Raw genomic sequence first — 23,225 nt, forward strand, 5'->3', positions numbered from 1 at the left:
TGCTGGTTTTACCACCTATTTTCAGGAGAGAAGAAAATGCGAATTTCCTTTCTCGGTGCAATAGTTCACGATCCCAATTCCAACAGCGTCATCATTCCAGTCGTAATCGATAACAAGCTGACAAAATGCAATGTCACCAAGGAATGCCTGGATAATAAATTCTATGCCGGGCCGCAGCCGGAAGACCGGCTGGCGACTTACCGCGGCCACAAGGTCGAGATCCAGATAGCGCTTGCCCACAAGCTCAGGGCGACGGGACGCCGCAACGGCGTTACACTGTTGGCAGACGATTTTAACGATTAGACAATCCTTCATTATTGCAAGCCGGTATACAACCGGAACAGCGGATGGCCTAGCCTGCATATCAAACCAGTCATATCCAGGCTGATCGCTCTCTGCGCGGTCAGCCTCGTTTTGTGCGCGGGTGCGGCGCAAGCGGATGAAATCGATGTGATGAACTCGGGCGGTTTCACTGCCGCCTACAAAACCCTGCAGCCAAAATTCGAAGCGGCTGCCGGCCATGTGCTGATAACCGCCTGGGGGCCGTCAATGGGCAAGGCGCCGGAAGCGATTCCCAACCGCTTGTAGCGGGGCGAGCCGGCGGATGTGGTGATCATGGTCGGCTATGCCCTGGATGACCTGATCAAGCAGGTCCAGAGCATCACCACCTTTGCGGTCGGCATTCATCGAATATTCATTCGTAGGCAGCGGCGGCAATCGATTACCATGTCTGATCTGCCGACCAATATCTCTATCTGAACCATATGAAATTACCGATCGCTATAGTCATAGGCTGCGCCATCATCGCAGTCGCCATATTCCTGGGCCTTACCTACGACAAGCGCACATGGATGGAGTCATGCACCAGCGGTAACGAACTTTTCCTCAAGGACCAGACGACGCAAACCTGCGAGCTGCAATACGTCAAATCCAGAAAATGAATCGCGAGGGTGGGTAGCTTGCCATTGTGACCTGGCGCTGCTGGGACGATTTTTTCATCTTTCGGTCAACGCCAGCTTGACCGCCAAGGCGCCGAACGCCGCTGCAAAACTGCGCCGCATCCAGGCCATGACATTCGGCCGCGACACTACGCGGTCGCGCATGACTGCGGCAAACACGCCATAGCCCGAAAAAATGACGAAAGTGGCCAGCATGAAAGTGCCGGACAGCTCCAGCATGCGCAGCAGCGGGTGCGCTTCCTGGGGGCTGACGAACTGCGGCAAGAACGCGACGAAGAAAATCGATAGCTTGGGATTGAGGATGTTGATGAGGATGCCATCGATGATCACGCGCAGGTCCGAGCGTTGGTCCTGGACCTGGTCGACCCGCAATGCGCCTTTTTCGCGCAGGGAGTTCCAGGCCATGAACAGCAGATAGGTGATGCCCGCATATTTGATGGCGTTGAAGGCGAGCGCGCTGGCGTGCAGGATCGCCGCCAGTCCGAAGATGGCGGCGCCGAGGTGCGGCAGGATGCCCAGCGTGCAGCTGAAGGCAGCCAGGACGCTGGCTTTAGCTCCGCGCGACAGGCCGGCAGACAAGGTGTAGATCACCCCGGTGCCGGGCGATGCGACAATGATCAAGGTCGTCAGCAGGAATCCGAGCGTCATGGGCTTGCCCTCAATGGTTTGAGCTTGCAGGGTGGATGGCTAGTCGCGATTGCAAAGTCTATCATTGAAAACCGGTTTGGAATCCGGGGAGCAGCCGCGGGAGAAGGAGGAGGGCAATGGGAGGAGGGCAATGCGGGGGAAAATGCACTGACGCACAAGCCGGCAACGGCAGCGAGTCACGGCTTCCAGTCATGTTTGCTGCGCGCCATGCCTGGACTTTACTGGCCGGTCCCCATGCTGGCGAAACCAGATGACACCGTCCAGCTTTGTGCAGGCAAGTCTTGCGACGCCAGGTATTTTATTCGAAAGCTGCAGGACAGCTTTCGAGGTCTAACACTCGTAATCGAGTTTCAGGGATTTTGAATGTTGGATGCCTGCTTGCCTTTCGGGCCTTGGGTAACATCGAATGTCACTTTCTGGCCTTCTTTGAGCGTCTTGAAACCTTCCATGTTGATCGCGGAGAAATGCGCGAACAAGTCTTCGCCACCATCGTCCGGCGTAATGAAACCGAAACCTTTGGAGTCGTTGAACCACTTAACAGTACCTGTTGCCATAATGATCTTTCAAATGTGTTAGCTACGGGCCAAGGTTAGTAGCGCCAGGAAAATGCTTCTGTACGTTAATTAACATAGCGCCGCGGGTCGGGCCGAAAACAGGGTGCGTCCCGGCATCGATAAGTATCCTCCTAAATTTCTGTTTTTGCCAAGAGAGTTGCCGAAATAATACAGATATCCAGCTATTTGATATCTGCCATCCCTTAGCGAACGTTCGCCAATGCTTCCAGAAACTGCCCGCACCACCAGTGCACATCGTATTTGCGCACGTTCTCCAGCAGCGCCGCATGGCGCGCCTGGCGCTCCGCCAGTGGCATTTGCAGGGCGCGCTGGATGGCTTGCGCCGTGCCCGGGATGTCATAGGGATTGACCAGCAGCGCTTCCTTCAACTGTTCGGCGGCGCCGGCAAAACGCGACAGCACCAGTACTCCCGGATCGGCGGCATCCTGCGCCGCGATGAATTCCTTGGCGACCAGGTTCATGCCGTCGCGCAGCGGCGTTACCAGCGCCACGTCGCAAGCCTGGTATAAACCTGGCAGCCGGCGCCGCGCCACCGCGCGATGGATATAGCGTATCGGCATCCAGTCGAGGTCGCCGTAGTTGCCGTTGATGGCGCCGCACAGGCTTTCCAGCTCATGCTGGATGTCGCTGTAGGCGTCGACATCTTCGCGGCTGGGCGCAGCTATCTGCAGCAAGGTCGCGCTGTGCCGGTTCTCGGGATATTCATTGAGCAGTTCGCCGAAGGCGCGGATGCGCTGCGGCAGTCCTTTTGAATAATCGAGGCGGTCAACCCCGATCAGTAGCCGCCGGCGCGAATATTCGCGGCAAGTGGTTTCATAGGTTTCCTGCGATTCGCGCGCCCGCCCCAAGCGATGGAAGTCGTCGATGTCGATCCCGATCGGAAACGCACCGGCTTGCACCGTGCTGTTGAAGGCGCGGAACTGGCCGACGCCGACGGTTTCCGCGGTGGCTTCGGCTTTCACGTAGTGAGCGAAATTCAGCAGGTCGGCCTCGCTCTGGAAACCCACGAGGTCGTAGGCGAACAGGGCACGCATCAGCCATTCATGGGACGGGATCGCCGCCAGGATCTGTTGCGGCGGCAGCGGGATGTGCAAAAAGAAGCCGATCTTGTTGCCGCAGCCCATGGCGCGCAGTTCGGCTGCCAGCGGGATCAGGTGGTAGTCGTGGATCCAGATCATGTCGTCCGGCTTCAGCAGCGGCATCAGCTTGCGCGCGAACAGATGGTTGACGCGGCGATAGCCGCTCAGGTAGCCGGACTCCAGGTTGGCCAGGTCGAGCCGGTAATGGAAGATCGGCCACAGCACGCCGTTGGCGTAGCCGCGGTAATAGGCGTCATGGTCTTCCTGGCACAGGTCCATTTCGGCCAGCGTCACTTGGCCGGCCTGGTGCACGCGCAGTTCTCCCTCGCCGGGAGTGCCGTCCTTGACCACCGTACCGCTCCAGCCGAACCACAGGCCGCCGGTTTTCTTGAGGGTTTCGCCTAGCGCCACCGCCAGACCTCCTGCCGCGGGTTTGCGCGGATCAGCGAGTCGGTTGGATACTACGACCAGCCGGGACATGGGCAGATTCCTTTCTTGTTGTGGATGAGGTGTTTTGCAATCGCGTTCAGATGGCGCTCTCCCAGGCTGCGGAAAGGCGCATGGCGCAGTTGATGATGCCAACCATGGAATAGGTCTGGGGGAAGTTGCCCCACATTTCGCCGGTGACCGGATGGGTGTCTTCGGACAGCAGGCCGAGATGGTTGCGGGTAGCCAGCATGGTCTCGAAAATCTCGCGCGCCTGTTCTTTGCGGCCTATGCGCGCCAGCGCGTCGATGCGCCAGAAGGTGCAGATATTGAATGCCGTTTCCGGCCGGCCGAAATCGTCGGGTGCTTCGTAGCGCCGCATGTAAGGGCCGTCGCACAGATATTTTTCCAGGGCGTCGACGGTGGCGATGAAACGCTGGTCGGTCGGCGCGACCAGGCCGACTTCCACCATCAGCAGCACGCTGGCGTCGAGGTCGCGGCCGCCGAAACTTTCGGCATACGCCTGGCGTTCCTCATTCCAGGATTCGCTCAGGATGCGCTGGCCGATGGTCGCCGCGCGTTCGTGCCAGTAAGCGGCGCGTTCTCCCAGCTCCAGTTTGCTGGCGATCTTGGCCAGGCGGTCGCAGGCGGCCCAGCTCATCAGCGCTGATGAAGTATGGATGCGCGAACGGGTGCGCAGCTCCCACATGCCGGCGTCCGGCTGGTCATACAGGGTAAAGGCGCGCTCGCCGCAAGCTTCCAGATGCTGGAACTGTTCGACGCCGGAGCGGTGCAGCAGCCGCTCGTCGTGGAACGACTGTGCAGCGCCGAGCACGATATTGCCGTAGACGTCATGCTGGAAATGCTCGTAAGCCTGGTTGCCGACGCGCACCGGCTGGTGGTTGCGGTAACCGGGCAGGTGGTCCAGGGTGACTTCCGGCAGTGCTTCTTCGAGGCCGATGCCGTACAGGGGCTGGATATGGCCGCCGGCGCTCCTGACAACGACATTGCCGAGCCAGCGCAGGTAGTCTTCCATGGTGCCCAGTTCGGACAAACTGTTGAGTGCGCGCACCACAAAAAACGCATCGCGCAGCCAGCAAAAGCGGTAATCCCAATTGCGCGCGCTGCCCGGCGCTTCCGGCACGCTGGTGGTCATCGCGGCGACGATGGCGCCGGTGTCTTCGCACAAGGACAGTTTGAGCGTGATGGCGGCGCGGATCACGGCGGCTTGCCATTCCAGTGGCGTCGCCAGGGCGCGGCTCCAGCTGCGCCAGTAAGCCAGGGTTTCCTGTTCGAAGGTGCGGGCGGTGTCGCCGATGCCGTTGACCAGGGTTTCGTCCGGCCCCAGGAGAAAGTTGTAAGGCCGGCTGACCACGAACGAGGTTTCCGCCAGCAGGTAGCTGATGGGAGCGTCGGTATTCAGGCGCAGGGTCTGTTCCGAGCCGACATATCGCAGGTGGTTGCTGCCGCGCGTGATCACCGGTATTTCGCGGCCCCAGTCGAAACGCGGGCGCAGCAATATGCGCAGGCGCGGCGCGCCGCTCAGCGGATGCAGGCGGCGCACCAGGGTCAGCGGCCGGAAGAAACGGCCACGGCTGGGAAAGCGCGGGGCGAAATCGGTAATTTCCACGCCTTGTCCCAGAGTGTCGAACAGGCGGGTATGCAGCACCGCGGTGTTCGGTTCATACCATTGCTCGCTATGGGAAAAATTCTCCAGCTGGAAACTCCACAAGCTGCCGTTTTCGCTGGGATCGAGCAAGGCGTTGAACACCGGGTCGCCGTCGAAGCGGGGCAAACAGCACCAGACCACGCGTCCGAGCTTGTCGATCAACGCATTCAGCGCGCAGTTGCCGACGACGCCGAGGTCGAGAGAAGAAGTGGATGGTATGGCGCCGGCTGTAATCACATCGGCAGCCGGCGCTGCGGCAGCCGTTGCTGCTGCAACCGGCGCTGCTGCAACCGGCGCTGCGACAACCGTAGCGGCCAGCGTTTCGGCGGCCGACGCTTCGGTAGGTGGCTTGGTCATGACTTCCCCTTCGATTATTATTGTGAATGCTTCAGCACCTGCGCCAGCATGCTGCGTACCGCGGCCGGGCTGGCGATGCGCGCGCGCGCCAGGCTGGGGCCGGGGCCTACCTTGATGCCGAGGCCGCCGGCTGCTTCCGACTGGACCCAGGCAAAGCCGACCTCATCGGTAATGTCGTCGCCGATGAACAGCGGCCGGCGGCCGGCAAACGGCGCTTCTTCCATGAAAGCTGCAATCGCCTTGCCTTTGTCGGCGTCGGCCGCCTTGGCTTCGACCACCATATTGCCGCGCAATAGCGCAAATCCTTGTTCGTGCGCCAAGGCTTCGCTCATTGCTTGCACGCAGATCTGTTCCAGGTGAGGAGCGCGCCGGTAATGCAGGGCCAGTGCGCCGCGTTTGACTTCCAGCAGCAGTCCGGCATGCTGCTGCGTCAGCGGCTGCAGGCAAGCCAGCAAGCGTTCGATGTCGGGCACCTGCAGTTGCGTCATGCGGCCATCGGCGCTGCGGCGCTCGGCGCCGTGTACGCCGGCCACGGGTAAACGCAGGGGCGCAAGAAAATGGTCGATCTGCTTTAACGGACGGCCGCTGACAATGGCCAGCGCTCCGTTTGCAGCATGTTGGAGCCGTTGCAAGGTTGTTATCAAGTCTGGCGGCAGCACCACGCTTTCCGGCAGCGGGGCAAAATCGACCAGGGTATTGTCGAAGTCCAGAAACAACGCATCAGCGGCAAAGTCGTAGTCACGATTTTGTGGAGGCATGTTATGTATGGTGGCGGAACGCCGGATTAGTTCCATGACAAAAGTGACAGATGATCATTTGTCATCAAAGCCAGGCTGAAAAAACGCTCGGGAAACGGGGCGGCGGCGCTGTCGATGCGCCGCCCCGGCTTGCTATAGCTGAGCTTTCATTGCTGCCGATTCCATCGCCGCATTGCGCTCTTCGCTGGCTTCGATCGGATCGACAATATCGTCGCTCGCTGCCGCCGCGCGCTCGGCGGCAGCAATGGCCGGATCCAGGCCGGTGCCGAACTCTTCCTCGTCGTCGCCCGGCGGCTCCAGCATGTCTTTCAGCATGGCGCTCAGCTCCGCCGTATCCCACGGCTCGCCATGGCGTTTTTTTACCGTAATGTAGTGCCTTACTTCTGCGTCTTGCTCCGGAGTCAACGGCAGCCCCCGGAAACTGCTCTTGGGTTCAATGTCGGTCATGATGTCACTCCCGCGTTGCGCTGGCTGGTGTGGGTTTCATGGTTTGCGAAACACCACACTGAGAGTGTAGACCTATTGCGCGAGCTGGTGGGGCCTTCGGCGGTTTTATCTGGCCGCACTGGCCATTTGCGCCTTTGCTTACAGTTTTGGAATCCTGATGCGGCTTACCATCAAGGCCCCGGACAGGGCGAACATCAGCACTAGCGGGTGGAACTGGAAGCCGGCGACATACACCACGCCCAGCCACAGTTGTTCGCCCAAGGCGCCGTGCCAGGCAGCCGCCGCCAGCACCATGACCAGCAGCAAGGAAGTGGGGATCGGCGTGCCTTCGAAATATTTCACTTTGTCGCCGCCTTCCGAAAGTTTTTCGGATGTGACGTTGTAGCGCGCCAGGCGCGAGACGCCGCAAGCGACAAAAAACACCAGGATGATGCGGTCCACCAGCCCCTGCATGCCGCAGCCATAGGCAATGATTGCCGGCGCCACGCCAAACGAGATGATGTCGGCCAGCGAATCGAGTTCGCGTCCCATGGCGGAGCTTTGCGCGCGCCAGCGGGCGATGCGGCCGTCCAGCACGTCAAATACCAGGGCTGCCGGAATCAGGCTGCAGGCCAGGAGGATATGCAGCACTTCGCGGGTCTGCAGATAAGTCATCACGGAAAACAGGGAGCCGACGCCGCAGAACGCGTTGCTGAGCGTGAACCAATCGGCGAGATGGAATTCACGTATCATCGAAAAAGGCTTAGGTCTGGTCATTGATTCAATCCGGATGTGATAAAAAAAGTGGGGCAATCAATTGCCCGCACCAAATTTATCACATACGGCGCGCCAATCCATACCTGAATGCCTGATCTAGGGCCTGTTAGCACTTAATTCGGGAGATGCGTTCCCACCAGAACGAGCGCTGGCAAGGCGCGTGGCACAGCTGGGGCTGATGCCCCAGCAAGCCATGCAACGCGGCCAGCGCTCGTTCTGGTGGGAACCCTCCGGGAACGGCTGCAGGCGTCACATGCCGTCGTTGCGCCTCCTTGCCGTAGCACCGCTACGCCGCGTCGTCGCGCCTAGGCCTGTAACGCCTGCCGCGCGTTCGCACTCCCGAATTAAGTGCTAACAGGCCCTAGCGCGATGCGACCTTGGTAAGTGCCGGCTGGGCGCGGTACATGGCTGGAAACAGGCGCTTCAGGTCGTCGATTTTCGGCAGGTCGTTGACGACGATGTAAGGGTAGCCAGGATTACGTGTGAGGAAATTCTGGTGATAGGACTCGGCGGGATAGAAGCCGTTGAAAGGCTCGATCCGCGTCGCCAGCGTTTTGCCGAACACTTTGCTTTTGTCGATCTGGCCGACATACGCTTGCGCCAGGTTGCGCTGCATGTCGTTGGCGGGAAACACCGCCGAGCGGTACTGGGTGCCGGAGTCTGGACCTTGGCGATTCAACTCGGTCGGATCATGGGCGACCGAGAAAAATATCTGCAGCAGCTTGCCATAAGTGACCTGGGCCGGATCGTAAGTGATCTGCACTGCTTCCGCGTGCCCGGTGTCGCCATCGCTGACCCGCTCGTAGCGGGCCGTATCGCGGCTGCCGCCCGCGTAACCGGACACCACGTCAGTCACTCCACGCACATGCTGGAACACGCCTTGCACGCCCCAGAAACAACCGCCGGCGAAGACAGCCGTCTCCGTGTGCGCAGTGGCAGGCGGCTGTTCATCGCTGGCGGGCGGCGGCACGACTTTCGCCGTCTCTGACGAGAGCGCCGGATTCTGGCTGAGCAGCGCGGCAAGCCCGAGCCCGCATGCCGCCAGCAATCCCTTGGCCCAGGTAATGGCAACTGCCTGCCGCCTGGTTTTGCTTGATAAGTTATCCATGACATCCATCCTCTTCGATATGATCGGTTTTTTGCGACACTGGTACTTAGTCGGCAAAGCCTGGATTTCCTTACGGAGAATGGAGTTTATCTTTGTAGATTGCGTAGTTCCAGCATACACCCAGGCGGAAATGCAGGCTCGATGTTGCTTTGCCAATTTGTCCGTGGCAACATGCTGCGAGGCATTTTGTGTCTTCGATTGTTGTCTGGAAGAGAGCGTATGACCGTATTGATGTTGAGGCCGCCTGTTGCAGCGGATTATGCCGCCGTCGCCTCCTGGATCCCCGATGCCGAGGCTTGCGTGCGCTGGGCCGGTCCGCAGCTGGCGTATCCGTTTGACGCCGGCGCATTGCCGCAATTGCTGGCGGTAGAGCACGGCGCCAGTTACGCTCTGTGCGACGCGCAGGCCGCTTTGCTCGGCTTCGGCCAGTACCGCTTGCGTCAGCCCGGAACGGCGCACTTGTGCCGCATCATCGTCGCTCCCGAGGCGCGCGGCCAAGGCATGGGCAAGGCGTTATGCCGCTTGCTGATTGATGAAGCAAGCCGTGCGACTGCGGCGGACGCCGTGACACTGCGCGTTTATCGCGATAACCTTGCCGCTTACGCAGTTTATCTGGACCTGGGATTTGTCCCGACCGACGAGGAAGCGGACGCCGAAGTGCTCATGATGAAATTGACGCTCAAGGCCTGACCGCTGCCGGCGGCAGCGGCGCGCGCAGGAAGGCCGCCCTGAGCCAGGCGTTCACCGGTTCCGAATAGAATCGGGCGACAAGGCCGGCGACGATCGCCGAAATCGCCAGGAACAGGGTCAGCAGCGGCAGCTTGTAGCCATAAGCCATGGTCCCGCGCGGTATGAAGCTGCGCATCAGCCCAAGTACGATGATGTGGAACAGGTACAGCTCATAGCTGTGCCTGCCGAGCCAGCGCACCCCGGCCAGCAGCCGGTTGCGCCGTAGCCAGGCGGGTGTGGCGCGGCTGCCGGACCCTGCCAGCAGGACGGCGGTGCCGGCCGCGACCAGGCTGAAGCCGAACACCTCATGGCCGATGATGCCGCGCAGGTAAGTGACGGCGACCAGGCAGGCCGCGGCAAGCTGGATCAGCGCTCCGGCCTTCCCCTGCAAACGATTCCTGGCCGCAAACAAGGCAGCACAGCAGCCAAAGGCCACGGCGTCGAAACAGGCCGCGTAGGCATACATGAAATAGATCTCGTCACTGGCATGGAAGCTGCGGTAAACCGGGCCGATCACAATCGCCAGGATCCATACCGAGGCGATCGCCCACTCGCGTTTCAAGCCGAAACAGAGCAGGGGAAACACAAGATAGAACACCTCTTCCACCGACAGCGACCAGTAGATATTCATCGCATAGTTGAAATACCATGCGTGCTGCATCAGCACATTGTGCCAGAAGGTCAGGACAGACAGGACTGCTAGCGGGTAGCCGACATCCGGCCAGCCGTGCTGGGCGGAATTCATGAACGCGGGCTGCCCGAGCAGCCCCAGGATAACGATGGCTGCAAGCGCCACCAGCAGGCACGGCATGATCCGCGCCAGGCGGAAGACATAAAAGCGGCGCAGGTTGACCTCGCCGAGGCTGCCATAGCGTTTGATGGCAGTCGAGGTGATCAGGTAGCCCGAGATCGCAAAAAACATCGTCACCCCGTAGTTGCCGTTGACCGCAACCGCCTTGATGGCTTCCTTGGAAAACAGCAAGGCCAGCGGACTGTTGGTGAGCGCGTAGGACAGATGATAGTGGAGGACGAGCACCAGGCTGATGGCAATCCCTCTGAGCAGATCTATCCTGAAGTTGCGCGAGTCATCAAGAGCCATTGGGGGTTTCATTTTCCAGGACGATAGGAACTGCGGGCCGGCAAGCATCATAAACGTAAACTGCGACTTAAACTGCGTGGCTTGCGTTCGCAGATAGGGAGCTCAATTTGCGAACTGAAGTTTAAATTGCCATTTTTTCTATTCGGAAACAAAGTTGTTTCTAAATGTTTCCGTATGCATATGCTTGGTGACGCCGGGAATTGGAGCCGATATGATGCATTTTTCTCAATCACAATCTCCTTCCATGAAAAACATCGTTCTGGGCTTGATCGGCGCGTCCCTTGCATTGCCTTGCTTTGCGCAATCCGTCGATGCGCCATTGGTCAAGGCCGGCGATAGCTGGACCTATCGCCTCACTGTGGAGAGAGGGCCTTCCGGATGGAGCCAGAGCCGTTCCGAAGTTGCGGTTTCCCATGTCACTTCTTCCAGCATTTATTACTCGACAAAACAAAGCGGATCGACGCAGGCTGCCAATGACATGTTTGCCGGTACCGACTGGAGCCGGAGCCGCGATGTGAACGGTAAGGAGACAGTAGTCAACAAGCCGTTTTCATTTCCATTGAGCGCCGGGAAAACCTGGGAAATCCAATACACTGAGCAACATCCCAACAAGGCGCACAGGTTTGAGCAATGGAGCCACAAATTCACGGTGGTCGGTTTTGAAACGGTTGAAGTACCGGCGGGGAAATTCAAGGCAATCAAGATTGAAGAAGAAGGCCGATGGAATGCGGAGATGGAGCCGGCTCAAACAATTTTGCAAGGAGCACAAACAGGACAGGGCGGCGCCACCATGGTCACTCAGGTGCAAAAAACCACAGCCGGACCGGCGACTGGCAGGACCTACAAGGCATTCTGGTATGTGCCGGAAGTTAAACGCTGGGTCAAGTCGGTAGAAGAATATTACGGAAATGGCGGCGTCCGCACGGAACGTTACACCGGCGAGCTGGAATCATTCAAGTTGAGCGAGTGACTTCCCGGTCTGGGCGAAATGCCATAGGATGAGGGTCTCGTCCAGCTGGTTTCTGATACATGAAGACAGCCTCATTCCGTGAAATTTAATTTATGCGCTACGTTGATCTTCCTGGATTTGCACATGAACTCGTTTACATGCGTCCGCTGAGCCGTGCCGATGCGCCATCCTGGTATGCGTATCTGACCAAACCGCATGTGCTGGAACATACCAGTTGGCATCTCGCTTCAATGGATGAACTGCAGCTGAAATTCGACGCCATGGAATCCTCGGACCTCGGAGCAGAAATGCGGTTCGCGATTATCCTGAATGACTCCGGCGCGCTGGTCGGAACTGTCGGCTTTCATAGCGTATCGCCGCTGAACCGGACAGCGGAAATCGCCTACGACCTTGCCCCCGATGTCTGGGGCAGGGGCATTGCGGCTGCAGCATGCAATGCCGTGGTCGAATGGGGATTCTCGCATCTTGGCGTGGTCCGGATCCAGGCTACCACACTTGACACCAATACGCGGTCAGCCAGGGTATTGGAAAAATGCGGTTTCCAATGCGAGGGCTTGTTGCGCAGTTTCCGCATGGTGCGCGGCAATCCGCGCGATTTCTGGATTTACTCCCGCCTCAATCCGCACTCCGCGGTTGCAGAAACCTAGATAGCGTCAGTCATACTCGCCCGAATCGTCGTCGGCGAGAACCGTCGCGGCATTGTCTCCCAACAGGTAGCGCGGTCCCGTGCCGCGCCGTTTTGCGGCATCTTCTGGATTGTATAGCGCGCACTTTTTCAGCGAAAGGCAGCCGCAGCCGATGCACGAAGTCAGCTGGTCACGTAGCGCCGTCAGTGTATCTATGCGCTGCTGGAGTAGGGGGTGCCAGGAACGCGAGAGCCGTTCCCAATCCTGTTTGGTTGGCGTGCGTTTCTGCGGCAATGTCGACAAGGCCGCCTTGATTTCGTCGAGACTGAGGCCGACTGTCTGCGCCACGCGGATGAAAGCGACCCGGCGCAATACGTCCCTGGAGAACTGGCGCTGCCGTCCGCTTTCGCGCGTGCTGCTCAATAATCCTTGTTCTTCATAGAAGCGCAAGGCGCTGGCTGCCACGCCGGAGCGTTTCGCCAGTTCGCCGATGGTGATCAATATTTCGCTCATGCGGTTTCCCTGAAAGTCATTGAATTCAAGTTTACTTGAACTTCATGATAGTTGTGCGTGATGGTCCCGGTTATTTTCCGAATTCATCCGGTGCCAGGGAAGATCCGTGCTAGATTCTCGGTTCGGTGTATGAACTCATGGAAGGTACGTATTGCCAACATGACACAGTATCCTCATTCGCAATTCGGTAGTTGAGCGCGATGGCCCAACACCGCTTCACCCCAAGCTCGGGTCCATAGCAATGATTACCGCCATCCAAACTGTCGAGCCTCAAGATATTCCAGAATTGCGCAGTTTCATGGAACGCGTTATGCGCTCTGAACGCGTATTCGACGATCTCAGCCTGCAAGCCGAACTTGTCCATAACGTGAATCAGAATCTTGACTGGTGGTCGATGAATAGCGATGAATGTTGTCATCTCAAATTCATCCAGGACGGACAGATTGCCGGAGTGGTGTTGGTGAAAAATTTCTGGAACCTATGCAGTTTGTTCGTGGCGCCGGAACTGCATCGGCAGGGTATCGGCCGGCAGCTTGTTGTTGCGGCCATTCAGCATTGCCGCAATTTTACTGACAGGTCGTCGATTCGACTCAATGCCGCGCCCAATGCAGTCGTTTTCTATGAAGCAATCGGCTTCTTGCCGGCAAGCAGTACCAGGATCCTTCCGCCTGGATTTAAACCCATGGAATTTCATCTATGAAGCACGATGTGCCTCAATAGGAACCGAGGAAACGGCGAGAGAGCCAAGTTGAGCGTGTCGATGTGGGCGCTGCACCCGACGCCGGCTGAAACCGGCAATATCTTCGGAACCGGCCTGCCGATTTAACCTAGCATTTGGCAAAGAACATTTTTGTCTTGGCGTCCTTGCGTTCCTTGTCTATCCACTCCTTGGTCTGGACCGGGCTTTGCTGTGCGCCGGTCCGTCCGCCACGGGCGATGCGTTCGTCGTCCATCCTGTCGAGTTCGCTGACGCGGTCTTGCAAGCGCCGGCATTCTTCGCTAGCTTGCGGTTTTGCCGTATCCAGCGATACGCGCGGGCCGGCTTCCTGGGCCTGCGCTACGGCAAGGCTGGCCGCCGTCAGCAGCATGGCAGCAAGGGGTTTGTGGAATGTCATGGTCGTCATAGATTGATGTTCCTTTGAATCCAGGCACCGGCACTGGCCTTTGCCTGTTGTCATGCAGTGCAGCGCTTAGCGATGATAGCGGTCGTTGTCGCGGTGGTCATAGCCACGGCGACCGTCGCCGCGGTGATGGTCGCGCCTGCCGTCATATCCGCCGCGATGGTCGCCGCGCTGCCAGCCGCCGCGGCGGAGTTCCCAGCCGTTTCGTCCCTGGCGCCATTCCGGCCGGTTATACATATAGCCGTTGCGCGACCTTTCCCAGTGCCCGCCAGCCCAGACATGGCGGCGGCCATCCCAGTTCCAGTATCCGGGCGCCCACATGTAGCCAACGCGCGGCGGCGGCATCACTTCGTATCTTGGCGGCGGTGGCGGCGTGCCGATGATGATGTTGACGCCGACTTGCGCCATGGCCTGGGTCGGCACTAAGGCGGCGGCGCTGACGGCGGCGAGGGCAACTGCGCAGAGCAAACGTTTCATGGATTTTTATAGTGTGGATGGATTGCACTAACTATACCTGCGAATGTAAACCGGCCAAGCAATGATGCAATTAATTACATTCATTTATAACTGGCATTTAAATACGCTTCCGCTTATATTATGTATGCATACATACATAATTCAGGAGTTTGCCAACATGCAGGATTTTCGCGGACAGATGATTTTGAAAGCCATCCAGCTTTTGCCGACGCATGGTTACGCTGGCATCACGCTGATGCATGTCGCCCGCGCCTGCAAGGCTCCCAGAGGATCGCTTTATCATTATTTCCCCGGCGGCAAGGATGACTTGATGGCGGCAGTGCTGGAGGCGGCCAAGGAATACAGCCTGGGCACTTTCATAACTTCCTGCTCGCGCGCGCCGGAACTGCAGGATTACATCGCTGACATGGGCAGGGCCTTGTCGGCCGCGCTCAGCAAATCCGGCTTCGAGCTCGGCTGTCCGGTGGCGGCGATTGCGATGTCGACTGCAAAGACCCATGTCCTGAATCAGGCATGCAAGGCCATTTACGCCGACTGGCGCCTGGCGCTGCAAGCAAGGCTGCAGGCTTACGGCTTGCCGTCCCGCGAGGCGGCTGTGACGAGCCTGAACATCCTGAATGCCTTCCAGGGAGCGCTGCTGCATGCCCGCATGGCGGCCTCCTGCGAGCCGATCGAACAGGCTGCGCTGCTGCTGCAGCGGGATATCCAGCAGCGTGGCCATTAACACACACTTACCGCCGACACCTACCGGAGCAATCGATATGAACCTGTTTCTGCGTCTTTTTTATGTGCTGCTCTCGTCTTTCTTTCGTCCGCGGCTCACGGTAGGCAAGACCGTCAGCGAAATCAGCATGCTGACCATGCCCAACGATCTCGACATCAACCTGCACGTCAACAACGGCCGTTATCTCACCTTGTGCGACTTGAGCCGGGTCGATGTATTTATCCGCACCGGGCTGGCGCGGGTCATGATCAAGCAGGGATGGATGCCCATCATCGCCGAGCACACGATGACTTACCGCAAGTCGCTGGGCATGTTCAAGAAATTCAAGGCGACGCTGGAAATCACGCACTGGGACGAAAAATATTTTTTCATGACGCACCGTTTTTCCGTGAATGGCACGATCATTGCCGACGGCACTTCCAAAGGCGTGGTGAAAGGCAAGCAGGGCGTGGTCCCGCCTGACGCGGTGATCGCTGCGGTGCTCGCTGCAAATGGCGGCGCCGTGCTTCGATGAAACCTGGCGGAAAATGGTAAAGTTCCTGCTTGCCGGACATCCTAGAACGATCTCATGCTGCAGACTTCCATCGATCACCTGGTCATTACTGCGGCGTCCCTGGCGGACGGCGTGGAGTATGTGCGGCGCGCGCTGGGCGTGACGCTCGAAACGGGCGGCGAACACCCGCGCATGGGAACCCACAATTGCCTGCTGAAACTCGGCGACGAGATTTTCCTCGAAGTGATCGCGGTAAACCCGGATGCACCGCGTCCTGTCCGCCCGCGCTGGTTCCAGCTCGACGAACTGGCTGCCGATTGCCCGCCGCAGCTGGCGACATGGCTGGCGCGGACCGGCGACATCCATGCTGCAATCGCAGCCTCGCCGGTCGATGCCGGCGTGATCGAGCCCATGACGCGCGGCCGGCTGAACTGGCTGATCAGCATTGCAGCGGATGGCAAGCTGCCTCTGCACGGCATCGCACCGTCATTCATCGAATGGCAGGCCGCAACCCATCCGGCCCGCAAGCTGCAGGACCTGGGTTGCTCGCTGATTCGCCTGGAAGCGTTCCATGCCGAAGCAGAGCAAGTCGACCGCATGCTGGCATGCGTCGGTTTTCAAGGCGCATTTTCGGCAACCGCCATCGCCGCAAGCGAACAGCCTTACCTGGTCGCGCATATCCAGACCCCTGCCGGGCTACGCCAGCTTGGCGGGCCGGCAGCTTACGCCGCCAAATAACCCTTCTCCCCACCTGAATCATCAGCCAGCCCTCATGACGGCTGTCGCGCATGCGCCACGCCTGGCGAGAATTCCTGTTTGTCAGGATTTTGTCAGCTTCCCTTCAGGTTCCTGACAGGATAGCCCGGTAGCCTGTGCGGGTCCCGGTTTGCTGGGACTGTACTTATCTCCGGAGCTGCAGCGGACGACATGTGTCGCTGCATGCAAGATCCCTGCGCCGCTCTTCTGCCGCGCTGACCCAAACCGGTGCCGCCGGCGATGTCCGGCAACTGTCCCGGTTGAAAAAAAAACGGCATTCCGCCCTCCGGACAGCGATCTGGCCAGGGGCTGACGTGAACCACAATCTCTTAACACGAGCATGACCATGAACAAGAATATTTTCCGGCGCAAACCCCTGATGGCCCTCGTCGTCGTCGTCCTGATTGCCGGCAGGCTTGCCTTCGTCGTATTCGACAGCAAGGCGTCCGCCGGCGCTGCCGACACGGCATCGACCGTGAACTTCACCAAGCAAGGCGAGCGCATCGCCATTCCGGAACATTCGCCGCTGCGGCAGCGCCTTGCAGTGCAGGCGGTGGCGGCGCTGGATGCTTCACATGTTCTGGAGCTGCCAGCGCAGGTGGAGGCGGATCCTGCCCGCACCATCAATATCCTGCCGCCGGTGGCCGGCAAGGTGCTGGAATTGAAGGTAGGCCTTGGCGACCGCGTGCGCAAGGGCCAGCTGCTGCTGGTGATGGCTTCCGGCGATTTCGCCCAGGCTAGCGCCGAGCTGCAAAAAACCCGCGACGCCCTGCAACTGGCTAAACGCGCGCTGGAGCGGCAACGCGGCGTGCAGCAGGCCGGCGCCGGCGCCGCCAAAGACCTGGAACAAGCTGAAAGCGCTTATGCCCAGGCCCAGGCCGAATTCGCCAGCGCCGATACGCGTCTCAAGTCGATCAGCGCCGCCGGCAGCAGCGGCCAGCGCCTGAACCTGGCCGCACCGGATGCCGGCAGCATCACCGAACTGGCGGTCGGCGCCGGGCAATCGGCCAACGATACGAACGCGGCCCTGATGACGATCGCCAACCTGGAAAACGTCTGGATCACCGCCAACGTGCCGGAAAACATGCTGTCGTCGATCAGGAAAGGGCAGGCGGCCAGCATCAGCCTGCCGGCATACCCTGGCGAGCAGTTCCACGGCAAGGTGTCGTTCATCAGCGACGTGCTGCAGGCCGATACGCGCCGGGCGCTGGTGCGCATCAGCGTGCCCAATGCCGATGGCAGGTTCAAGCCCAACATGTTCGCCAATGTTTCTTTTGCCGTGGCACAGACGGCAGCCCCTGCGGTGCCGCCGTCGGCGCTGCTGATGAATAACGAAAACACGACCGTGTTCGTCGAAGTCGCGCCCTGGACATTCGTCCGCCGCACCATAGAAACCGGCAACCAGGAAGACGGCAGCATACGCATCCAGAGCGGCTTGCAGGTTGGCGAACGGGTTGTCACCAAGGGCGGAGTGCTGCTCAATGATTAACAACATCGTGCGTTACTGCCTGCAGAAGCGTTATGCCGTCATCCTGGTGACCCTGATGGTGACGTTGTTCGGCTACTACTCGTGGACCCGGATGGCGGTCGAGGCTTATCCCGAGCTGTCCGATATCACCGCCCAGGTGACAACCCAGGCGCCAGGGCTGGCTGCCGAGGAAATCGAACAGCAGATCACCATCCCGCTGGAGCGCGAACTGAGCGGCACGCCAGGCCTGGTGCACATGCGTTCGTCCAGCACTTTCGGCTTGTCGCTGATTACCCTGACATTCAAGGATGGCGCAGAAGATTACTGGCAGCGCCAGCGCGTCAGCGAGCGCATGGCGCAGGCGAAACTGCCGGCCGGCATTACGCCAGGCCTGGATTCGGTGACCAGCCCCGCCGGCGAGATCTATCGCTATACGCTGGAGTCAGACAGCAAGAACCTGATGGAGCTGTCCGAAATCCAGCGCTGGATCGTGATCCCTGAGCTGCAGCAGGTGCCGGGCATCGCCGAAGTCGGCAACTTCGGCGGCCTGACCATGGAGTACCAGCTGGAAGTCGACCAGAAGCAACTGGAGCGTTTTGGGGTTTCGCTGTCGGATGTGACGACCGCCATCGGCGCCAACAACGCCAACGCCGGCGGCAGCCGCATCACGCGCGGCGAACAGAGTTACGTGGTGCGCGGCATCGGCCTGATGCGCAGCCTGACCGACCTCGGCAACGTCGTGGTCAAACAGACTGGCGGCGTACCGGTGCTGGTGCGCGACCTCGGCAAGCTGCAGTACAGCCACCAGGAAAGGCAGGGCATCCTCGGCAAGGACAATAATCCCGATACCATCCAGGGCGTGGTCAAGCTGCTGAAATATGCAAACGCCTCGGAGGTCATCAAGGGTGTGCACGCCAAGGTAGATCAGCTGCAAACGCGGCTGGCGGCGATGGATGTCAAGCTGGTGCCGTACATCGACCGGAACGACCTGATCCAGATGACCATACACAAGGTCGGGCGTACCGTGATGGAAGGCATCGGCCTGGTGTGCATCGTGCTGATCCTGTTTCTCGGCAGCCCGCGCAGCGCGCTGGTGGCCGCGGTCACGATTCCGCTGGCGCTGGTGGCGGTGTTCATCATGATGTACCTGACCAAGATGCCAGCCAACCTGTTTTCCCTGGGGGCGCTCGATTTCGGCATCATTGTCGATGGCGCGATTGTGGTCACGGAGGCGATACTGCGCCGGCGTGAAGCCCGGCCCGACGTCGAGCTGAGCGAGACCGACGTGCGCGACGCCACCACCGAAGTGATCCGTCCGATCTTCTTCGCGACCCTGATCATCATCGTCGCCTACCTGCCGCTGTTCGCTTTTGAGCGCGCCGAAGGCAAGCTGCTGTCGCCCATGGCTTTCACCGTGGCGTATGCATTGATCGGGGCGCTGTTGTGCAGCATCGTGCTGGTGCCCGGCCTGGCTTACATGGCGTTGCGCAAGCCGCGCCGGATTTTCCATAACAAGCCGCTTGAATGGCTGGGCGCCGCTTACCGGAAAACCCTGGGCCGCCTGCTGCGGCATCCGCTGGTTTCCTATGGCATCGGCGCCGCGGCGCTGGCCGGGGTGATCATACTGGGCGCTGCTACCGGCCGCGAATTCATGCCGAACCTGGACGAGGGTACCTTGTGGCTGCAGGTGCAGATGCCGTCCGGCCTGTCGCTGGAGCAGGGCAGCGAGATGGCCAGCGAATTGCGCCGCACTTTGCTGGAGTTTCCGGAAGTGTCATATGCGGTGACCCAGCTCGGCCGCAGCGACGACGGCACCGATCCCTGGACGCCCTCGCACATGGAAGTGCCGGTCGGTCTGAAACCCTACAGCACCTGGGCCAGCGGCGAAACCAAGGAACAGTTCGTGCGCCGGCTCAATGCGCGCCTGGCGCAACTGCCTGGCTTTTCCATCGGCATCAGCCAGCCGATCAGCGACGGCGTCAACGATGCAGTGGGCGGCGCCCACAGTCCCTTGGTGATTCGGGTCTATGGCGACGATTTCAAGGAGCTGCGCCGCATCGGCAACCAGATCGTCGAGGTGCTGCATGGCGTGCCGGGATCCGCTGACGTGGCGATATTCCAGGAGCCGCCGGTGCCGCAGGTGGCGATCGACATCGATCGCGCTGCCGCCGCCCGCCTGGGCATCAACGTGGCCGATATCGCCGACCTGATCCAGACCGGCATCGGCGGTGCGCCGGTGACCCAGCTGTATGTGGCGGACCGGGTGCATGACGTTACGGTGCGGTTCCCCAAGGGCAGCCGCAACAGTCCGGAGGCGCTGGGCCAGCTGCTGCTGACTGCCGCCGACGGCGCGCGGATTCCCCTGGCGCAGGTGGCGCATATCCGCAGCACCACCGGCGAGAGCACGATCGCCCATGAAAACACGCATCGCCAGCTCACTGTGCGGCTGGACTACGCCGACCGTGACCTGCAATCGTATTACAAGGATGCGCAGGCACAGGTGGCGCAGAAGGTCCATTTCGATAAAACCAGATACCGGCTCGAATGGGCCGGGCAGTTCGAGAACCAGGAACGGGCGCAAGCGCGCCTGGTGCTGGTGTTCGGCCTGGTGTTGGGCCTGATGGCGGTCATCTTGTATGCGGGTTTCGGCAAGCTGCGGCAGGCATTGCTGATCCTGGGAGTGGTGCCGCTGGCGGCGCTGGGAGGCTTGATTGCATTGCGGGTCACCAATGGCACCATCAACGTTGCGACCGGAGTCGGCTTCATCGCGCTGTTTGGCGTCGCGGTGCAGAACGGCATCATCATGGTCTCCAATATCAACCGCGTCCGGCGCCAGGGACTGGCCTTGCTGGAGGCAGTGCTGGCAGGCGCCAGCGAACGGTTCCGGCCGGTGCTGATGACCGCCACCGTGGCATCGGTAGGCATGCTGCCGGCGGCGCTGGCGACCGGCGTCGGCACCGATGTCCAGCGCGGCCTGGCGACGGTGGTGGTGGGCGGCCTGGTGGTCGCCACCATGCTGACCTTGTTCATCCTGCCGGCGTTTTATTACACGCTGGAGAGCTGGATCGAGAAACGTCGCGGCGTAAGCAAAGAACTTGACGGCCGCTAAGCCGGACCGTATCAACATTGGCAGGTAAAAACATGAACACAATACAATTCAAACTGAAGACGCCGGCGCTGGCAGTGTTGCTGGCGCTCGCAGGCTGCGCCGCCGGCCCTGATTTCAAGCAACCGGATGCGCCGCAGGTACAGGGCTACGCCGGGCAGCCGCTGCCGGAAAAGACTTCTTCCGCGGCTACGCTGGGCGGCGATGCCCAGCAGTTCGTCGCCGGCATGGATATCCCCGCGCAGTGGTGGACATTGTTCAATTCGCCGGCGCTGAATGCCGTGATCGAGGAGGCCATCAAAGCCAGTCCCGATCTGCAATCGGCGCAAGCCGCCTTGCGCGCGGCGCAGGAGCTGGTATCGGCGCAGCAAGGGGCATTCCTGCCCAGCGTCAACGCCGGCCTGGCGCCGACGCGGCAGAAGCAGCCGGTGTCTGCCGGGCAGGGCACATCGCCATTCAATCTGCATACCGCTCAGATCAGCGTCTCTTACACTTTTGATGCTTTTGGCGGCAACCGGCGTCAGGTGGAGGGGTTGCAGGCGCAGGCCGAACAGCAAAGATTCTTGCTGGAGGCGGCTTATCTGACGCTGGCCTCGAACGTGGTGGAGGCGGCAGTGCAGGAGGCGGGATTGCGAGCGCAGATTGCTGCGACTCAAGAGGTGCTCAAAGTGCAGGGGCAGCTGCTTGAATTGCTGCAGCGCCAGTATGCGCTCGGCGATGTTGCCCAAGCCGACGTCCTGACCCAGCAGGCAGCGCTGGCGCAGACCAAGGCCAGCCTGCCGCCCTTGCAGAAATCGCTGGCGCAGCAGCGTAGTCGCCTGACCGCATTAGCGGGGCGTTTCCCGAGCGAGGAACTGGAGCAGACGTTCGACCTGGCCGGCCTTGAGCTGCCGCAGAAGCTGCCAGTCAGCCTGCCGTCCAGCCTGGTGCGGCAGCGGCCCGACGTACGTTCGGCAGAAGCCCAGCTGCACGCGGCCAGCGCTGCCGTCGGCGTCGCTACCGCAAACATGCTGCCGCAGGTCACCTTGAGCGCAAACATCGGCAGCGCGGCGGCGGAAATGGGAAACCTGTTTACCTCGGGCACCGGCTTGTGGGGACTGGTCGGCGGCCTGGCGCAGCCCCTGTTTGCCGGCGGCGCGCTGTTGCACAAGAAGCGCGCCTCGGAAGCCTTGCTGGAACAGGCCGCAGCTCAGTACAAGAGCACGGTGATCCTGGCTTTCCAGAATGTCGCCGACAGCCTGCGCGCCTTGCAGTACGACGCCGATGCGTTGCGAGCCCAGGATGCCGCCGAGCGCGCTGCTGCCCGCAGCCTGGAAATTTCGCGCAAGTCGGTGCAACTGGGCGAGGCCGGTCCGCAGACCCTGCTGGCGGCGCAAGGTACCTACCAGCAGGCAGTGATCAGCCTGGCGCAGGCGCAGGCGGCTCGTTTTGTCGATACGGCCGCCTTGTTCCAGGCTTTGGGCGGGGCTGGTGGAATTGCGGCGAGACTCTGGCTGAGACCGTCAGGTAGAAGGATTTGCATAGGAAGCTGTCGTCACGGATCGCTTGTCCGCAAGCACTCGTGACCGGTTTCCTCGCCGCTCTCTATGCCATTTCTTAAATATCATCCAATTGACGCTGGCGCCGATGTGACATCCGTAACCTAAGCAAGCTCGGCCACGCTGCATCATGTAGCTACTTATGGGAGGCTGATTTGACGGGATGTAATTTATGGGATACAGTTGTCGGTGAAAATTATTCAAACAACGCCGGTATTTGATAATTGGTTTGCCTCGTTGCGCGATCGCAGCGTCAAAGTGCGCATCCAGATGCGCATTGATCGTGCCGAGTTCGGTAATTTTGGCGATTGCGCACCGGTCGGAGAGGGTGTCTCCGAGATGCTGGTTCATTTTGGCTGCGGCTACCGAGTATATTTTGTGCAGCGTGGCGATGAAATGGTGGTATTGCTTGCCGGTGGCGGGAAGCCAACACAAAGCAAGGACATCAAGACGGCGTTGAAACTGGCGCGGAAACTTTAGGAGTAACGCATGGGAACGATCAAATTGCGTCAGTGGGACTCTGCCGAGCATCTGCAAACCAGCGCCGATATCGTTGCCTATTTTGATGCATGTCTTAAAGAGGCGGGCGATGATCCTGCCTTCATCGCGCATGCCCTGGGCAATATTGCGCGCGCACGCGGCATGAGCCAGATAGCGCGGGATACCGGGCTGGCGCGCGAAAGCCTGTATAAGGCACTGTCTGGCGAGGGTAATCCCGAGTTCGGAACCATTCTGAAAGTCATGAAAGCGCTTGGATTGAGGCTGCACGCGACTGCGGCATAAATCAGGACTGATCAGCGATAAGCTGATTGGAGGCAACGAT

The 23,225-nt window shown here is 60.1% G+C and carries 26 protein-coding genes and 1 pseudogene; 15 read left to right on the forward strand and 12 right to left on the reverse strand.

The genetic code is table 11. The features are described from left to right. Positions 1 to 36: 36 nt before the first annotated feature. The 3 genes and pseudogenes from CFter6_RS08675 (at position 37) to CFter6_RS25965 (ending at position 941) form a co-directional block, all read left to right on the forward strand. Positions 37 to 303, forward strand: coding sequence for a DUF1488 family protein (locus CFter6_RS08675; RefSeq protein ID WP_041741488.1), 267 nt, complete (start codon positions 37 to 39; stop codon positions 301 to 303). Between the two features lie 81 nt (positions 304 to 384). Continuing rightward, positions 385 to 651 (forward strand): annotated as a pseudogene (locus CFter6_RS24985) (substrate-binding domain-containing protein); the annotation flags it as partial. A gap of 113 nt (positions 652 to 764) precedes the next feature. Continuing rightward, positions 765 to 941 carry a hypothetical protein gene (locus CFter6_RS25965; RefSeq protein ID WP_167351372.1) on the forward strand — a complete coding sequence of 59 codons (177 nt, stop codon included), beginning with the start codon at positions 765 to 767 and terminating at the stop codon, positions 939 to 941. A gap of 54 nt (positions 942 to 995) precedes the next feature. Here CFter6_RS25965 and CFter6_RS08680 read toward each other — a convergent pair whose 3' ends face one another. From CFter6_RS08680 to msrA, 8 genes are all read right to left on the reverse strand, one after another. Beyond that, entirely contained in the window at positions 996 to 1,607 is a 612-nt protein-coding gene (locus CFter6_RS08680) for a LysE family translocator (protein ID WP_061539591.1), read from the reverse strand. Positions 1,608 to 1,957: 350 nt separating this feature from the next. Next, positions 1,958 to 2,161 (reverse strand): cold-shock protein, encoded by a 204-nt coding sequence (locus tag CFter6_RS08690; RefSeq protein WP_014005464.1) that lies wholly within the window; start codon positions 2,159 to 2,161, stop codon positions 1,958 to 1,960. Positions 2,162 to 2,364: 203 nt separating this feature from the next. Beyond that, complete coding sequence (otsA, locus tag CFter6_RS08695) at positions 2,365 to 3,741, reverse strand: alpha,alpha-trehalose-phosphate synthase (UDP-forming) (protein WP_061539593.1); 1,377 nt, start codon at positions 3,739 to 3,741, stop codon at positions 2,365 to 2,367. A gap of 46 nt (positions 3,742 to 3,787) precedes the next feature. Further along, positions 3,788 to 5,713 carry a glycoside hydrolase family 15 protein gene (locus CFter6_RS08700; RefSeq protein ID WP_061539594.1) on the reverse strand — a complete coding sequence of 642 codons (1,926 nt, stop codon included), beginning with the start codon at positions 5,711 to 5,713 and terminating at the stop codon, positions 3,788 to 3,790. Between the two features lie 17 nt (positions 5,714 to 5,730). After that, positions 5,731 to 6,471 carry a trehalose-phosphatase gene (gene otsB, locus CFter6_RS08705; RefSeq protein ID WP_061539595.1) on the reverse strand — a complete coding sequence of 247 codons (741 nt, stop codon included), beginning with the start codon at positions 6,469 to 6,471 and terminating at the stop codon, positions 5,731 to 5,733. 132 nt (positions 6,472 to 6,603) lie between these two features. Further along, positions 6,604 to 6,918 (reverse strand): hypothetical protein, encoded by a 315-nt coding sequence (locus tag CFter6_RS08710; RefSeq protein WP_061539596.1) that lies wholly within the window; start codon positions 6,916 to 6,918, stop codon positions 6,604 to 6,606. Positions 6,919 to 7,056: 138 nt separating this feature from the next. After that, positions 7,057 to 7,674: a CDP-diacylglycerol--serine O-phosphatidyltransferase gene (pssA, locus tag CFter6_RS08715; RefSeq protein WP_061539597.1), complete on the reverse strand. Its 618-nt coding sequence runs from the start codon at positions 7,672 to 7,674 to the stop codon at positions 7,057 to 7,059. Positions 7,675 to 8,035: 361 nt separating this feature from the next. Beyond that, entirely contained in the window at positions 8,036 to 8,791 is a 756-nt protein-coding gene (gene msrA, locus CFter6_RS08720) for a peptide-methionine (S)-S-oxide reductase MsrA (RefSeq protein WP_417924793.1), read from the reverse strand. Between the two features lie 210 nt (positions 8,792 to 9,001). On the opposite strand from msrA, the gene CFter6_RS08725 reads away from it, so the two are divergent. Next, entirely contained in the window at positions 9,002 to 9,472 is a 471-nt protein-coding gene (locus CFter6_RS08725) for a GNAT family N-acetyltransferase (protein WP_061539598.1), read from the forward strand. On the opposite strand, the gene CFter6_RS08730 is transcribed toward CFter6_RS08725, so the two are convergent. Continuing rightward, a complete protein-coding gene (locus tag CFter6_RS08730) occupies positions 9,462 to 10,610 on the reverse strand; it encodes an acyltransferase family protein (protein ID WP_061539599.1) in 1,149 nt (382 codons plus the stop codon). The two genes, CFter6_RS08725 and CFter6_RS08730, sit on opposite strands and share 11 nt — an antisense overlap. A 211-nt stretch (positions 10,611 to 10,821) precedes the next feature. On the opposite strand from CFter6_RS08730, the gene CFter6_RS08735 reads away from it, so the two are divergent. Then, positions 10,822 to 11,580 carry a hypothetical protein gene (locus tag CFter6_RS08735; protein ID WP_236904578.1) on the forward strand — a complete coding sequence of 253 codons (759 nt, stop codon included), beginning with the start codon at positions 10,822 to 10,824 and terminating at the stop codon, positions 11,578 to 11,580. Positions 11,581 to 11,672: 92 nt separating this feature from the next. Then, on the forward strand, positions 11,673 to 12,227 hold the full coding sequence (locus CFter6_RS08740; protein WP_061539601.1) for a GNAT family N-acetyltransferase: 555 nt from the start codon (positions 11,673 to 11,675) through the stop codon (positions 12,225 to 12,227). 6 nt (positions 12,228 to 12,233) lie between these two features. Here the strand turns inward: CFter6_RS08740 and soxR are convergent, their stop codons facing one another. Next, complete coding sequence (gene soxR / locus CFter6_RS08745; protein ID WP_061539602.1) at positions 12,234 to 12,719, reverse strand: redox-sensitive transcriptional activator SoxR; 486 nt, start codon at positions 12,717 to 12,719, stop codon at positions 12,234 to 12,236. Between the two features lie 241 nt (positions 12,720 to 12,960). On the opposite strand from soxR, the gene CFter6_RS08750 reads away from it, so the two are divergent. Beyond that, positions 12,961 to 13,419, forward strand: coding sequence for a GNAT family N-acetyltransferase (locus CFter6_RS08750; RefSeq protein ID WP_082814668.1), 459 nt, complete (start codon positions 12,961 to 12,963; stop codon positions 13,417 to 13,419). Positions 13,420 to 13,546: 127 nt separating this feature from the next. Here the strand turns inward: CFter6_RS08750 and CFter6_RS08755 are convergent, their stop codons facing one another. Together CFter6_RS08755 and CFter6_RS08760 are read right to left on the reverse strand one after the other, a co-directional pair. Continuing rightward, the gene (locus tag CFter6_RS08755; protein ID WP_061539604.1) at positions 13,547 to 13,843 is read right to left on the reverse strand and encodes a hypothetical protein; all 297 of its coding nucleotides are present in this window, start codon (positions 13,841 to 13,843) and stop codon (positions 13,547 to 13,549) included. Between the two features lie 66 nt (positions 13,844 to 13,909). Beyond that, a complete protein-coding gene (locus CFter6_RS08760) occupies positions 13,910 to 14,317 on the reverse strand; it encodes a YXWGXW repeat-containing protein (protein WP_061539605.1) in 408 nt (135 codons plus the stop codon). Between the two features lie 157 nt (positions 14,318 to 14,474). Between CFter6_RS08760 and CFter6_RS08765 the strand changes: the two genes are divergently transcribed. The 8 genes from CFter6_RS08765 to CFter6_RS08800 all read left to right on the forward strand — a co-directional run bounded on the left by CFter6_RS08765 (position 14,475) and on the right by CFter6_RS08800 (position 23,185). Further along, on the forward strand, positions 14,475 to 15,041 hold the full coding sequence (locus CFter6_RS08765) for a TetR/AcrR family transcriptional regulator (protein ID WP_061539606.1): 567 nt from the start codon (positions 14,475 to 14,477) through the stop codon (positions 15,039 to 15,041). Positions 15,042 to 15,078: 37 nt separating this feature from the next. Continuing rightward, a complete protein-coding gene (locus CFter6_RS08770) occupies positions 15,079 to 15,555 on the forward strand; it encodes a thioesterase family protein (protein WP_061539607.1) in 477 nt (158 codons plus the stop codon). Positions 15,556 to 15,609: 54 nt separating this feature from the next. Further along, positions 15,610 to 16,272: a VOC family protein gene (locus tag CFter6_RS08775; protein WP_061539608.1), complete on the forward strand. Its 663-nt coding sequence runs from the start codon at positions 15,610 to 15,612 to the stop codon at positions 16,270 to 16,272. Between the two features lie 364 nt (positions 16,273 to 16,636). Beyond that, a complete protein-coding gene (locus CFter6_RS08780; protein WP_061542273.1) occupies positions 16,637 to 17,779 on the forward strand; it encodes an efflux RND transporter periplasmic adaptor subunit in 1,143 nt (380 codons plus the stop codon). Continuing rightward, positions 17,772 to 20,867 carry an efflux RND transporter permease subunit gene (locus CFter6_RS08785; protein ID WP_061539609.1) on the forward strand — a complete coding sequence of 1,032 codons (3,096 nt, stop codon included), beginning with the start codon at positions 17,772 to 17,774 and terminating at the stop codon, positions 20,865 to 20,867. The genes CFter6_RS08780 and CFter6_RS08785 overlap by 8 nt, the downstream gene beginning before the upstream one ends. A gap of 32 nt (positions 20,868 to 20,899) precedes the next feature. Continuing rightward, on the forward strand, positions 20,900 to 22,429 hold the full coding sequence (locus CFter6_RS08790; protein WP_082814670.1) for an efflux transporter outer membrane subunit: 1,530 nt from the start codon (positions 20,900 to 20,902) through the stop codon (positions 22,427 to 22,429). 162 nt (positions 22,430 to 22,591) lie between these two features. Beyond that, positions 22,592 to 22,882, forward strand: a complete 291-nt coding sequence (locus CFter6_RS08795; RefSeq protein ID WP_061542274.1) for a type II toxin-antitoxin system RelE/ParE family toxin — start codon at positions 22,592 to 22,594, stop codon at positions 22,880 to 22,882. A gap of 9 nt (positions 22,883 to 22,891) precedes the next feature. Next, the gene (locus CFter6_RS08800) at positions 22,892 to 23,185 is read left to right on the forward strand and encodes an addiction module antidote protein (RefSeq protein WP_061539610.1); all 294 of its coding nucleotides are present in this window, start codon (positions 22,892 to 22,894) and stop codon (positions 23,183 to 23,185) included. Positions 23,186 to 23,225 lie beyond the last annotated feature (40 nt).

Origin of the sequence: Collimonas fungivorans, assembly GCF_001584145.1 — a bacterium.
Taxonomy (GTDB): Bacteria; Pseudomonadota; Gammaproteobacteria; order Burkholderiales; family Burkholderiaceae_D; genus Collimonas; species Collimonas fungivorans.

Coding starts and splice junctions, on each gene's coding strand:
- CFter6_RS08675 (WP_041741488.1), top strand. CDS start 37: ATGCGAATTTCCTTTCTCGGTGCAATAGTTCACGATCCCAATTCCAAC.
- CFter6_RS08730 (WP_061539599.1), bottom strand. CDS start 10,610: ATGGCTCTTGATGACTCGCGCAACTTCAGGATAGATCTGCTCAGAGGG.
- CFter6_RS08780 (WP_061542273.1), top strand. CDS start 16,637: ATGAACAAGAATATTTTCCGGCGCAAACCCCTGATGGCCCTCGTCGTC.
- CFter6_RS08760 (WP_061539605.1), bottom strand. CDS start 14,317: ATGAAACGTTTGCTCTGCGCAGTTGCCCTCGCCGCCGTCAGCGCCGCC.
- pssA (WP_061539597.1), bottom strand. CDS start 7,674: ATGACCAGACCTAAGCCTTTTTCGATGATACGTGAATTCCATCTCGCC.
- msrA (WP_417924793.1), bottom strand. CDS start 8,791: ATGGATGTCATGGATAACTTATCAAGCAAAACCAGGCGGCAGGCAGTT.
- CFter6_RS08725 (WP_061539598.1), top strand. CDS start 9,002: ATGACCGTATTGATGTTGAGGCCGCCTGTTGCAGCGGATTATGCCGCC.
- CFter6_RS08775 (WP_061539608.1), top strand. CDS start 15,610: ATGCTGCAGACTTCCATCGATCACCTGGTCATTACTGCGGCGTCCCTG.
- CFter6_RS08770 (WP_061539607.1), top strand. CDS start 15,079: ATGAACCTGTTTCTGCGTCTTTTTTATGTGCTGCTCTCGTCTTTCTTT.
- soxR (WP_061539602.1), bottom strand. CDS start 12,719: ATGAGCGAAATATTGATCACCATCGGCGAACTGGCGAAACGCTCCGGC.
- CFter6_RS08710 (WP_061539596.1), bottom strand. CDS start 6,918: ATGACCGACATTGAACCCAAGAGCAGTTTCCGGGGGCTGCCGTTGACT.
- CFter6_RS08735 (WP_236904578.1), top strand. CDS start 10,822: ATGATGCATTTTTCTCAATCACAATCTCCTTCCATGAAAAACATCGTT.
- CFter6_RS08740 (WP_061539601.1), top strand. CDS start 11,673: ATGCGCTACGTTGATCTTCCTGGATTTGCACATGAACTCGTTTACATG.
- CFter6_RS08765 (WP_061539606.1), top strand. CDS start 14,475: ATGCAGGATTTTCGCGGACAGATGATTTTGAAAGCCATCCAGCTTTTG.
- CFter6_RS08790 (WP_082814670.1), top strand. CDS start 20,900: ATGAACACAATACAATTCAAACTGAAGACGCCGGCGCTGGCAGTGTTG.
- CFter6_RS08800 (WP_061539610.1), top strand. CDS start 22,892: ATGGGAACGATCAAATTGCGTCAGTGGGACTCTGCCGAGCATCTGCAA.
- CFter6_RS08750 (WP_082814668.1), top strand. CDS start 12,961: ATGATTACCGCCATCCAAACTGTCGAGCCTCAAGATATTCCAGAATTG.
- CFter6_RS08785 (WP_061539609.1), top strand. CDS start 17,772: ATGATTAACAACATCGTGCGTTACTGCCTGCAGAAGCGTTATGCCGTC.
- otsB (WP_061539595.1), bottom strand. CDS start 6,471: ATGCCTCCACAAAATCGTGACTACGACTTTGCCGCTGATGCGTTGTTT.
- CFter6_RS08680 (WP_061539591.1), bottom strand. CDS start 1,607: ATGACGCTCGGATTCCTGCTGACGACCTTGATCATTGTCGCATCGCCC.
- CFter6_RS25965 (WP_167351372.1), top strand. CDS start 765: ATGAAATTACCGATCGCTATAGTCATAGGCTGCGCCATCATCGCAGTC.
- otsA (WP_061539593.1), bottom strand. CDS start 3,741: ATGTCCCGGCTGGTCGTAGTATCCAACCGACTCGCTGATCCGCGCAAA.
- CFter6_RS08700 (WP_061539594.1), bottom strand. CDS start 5,713: ATGACCAAGCCACCTACCGAAGCGTCGGCCGCCGAAACGCTGGCCGCT.
- CFter6_RS08690 (WP_014005464.1), bottom strand. CDS start 2,161: ATGGCAACAGGTACTGTTAAGTGGTTCAACGACTCCAAAGGTTTCGGT.
- CFter6_RS08755 (WP_061539604.1), bottom strand. CDS start 13,843: ATGACGACCATGACATTCCACAAACCCCTTGCTGCCATGCTGCTGACG.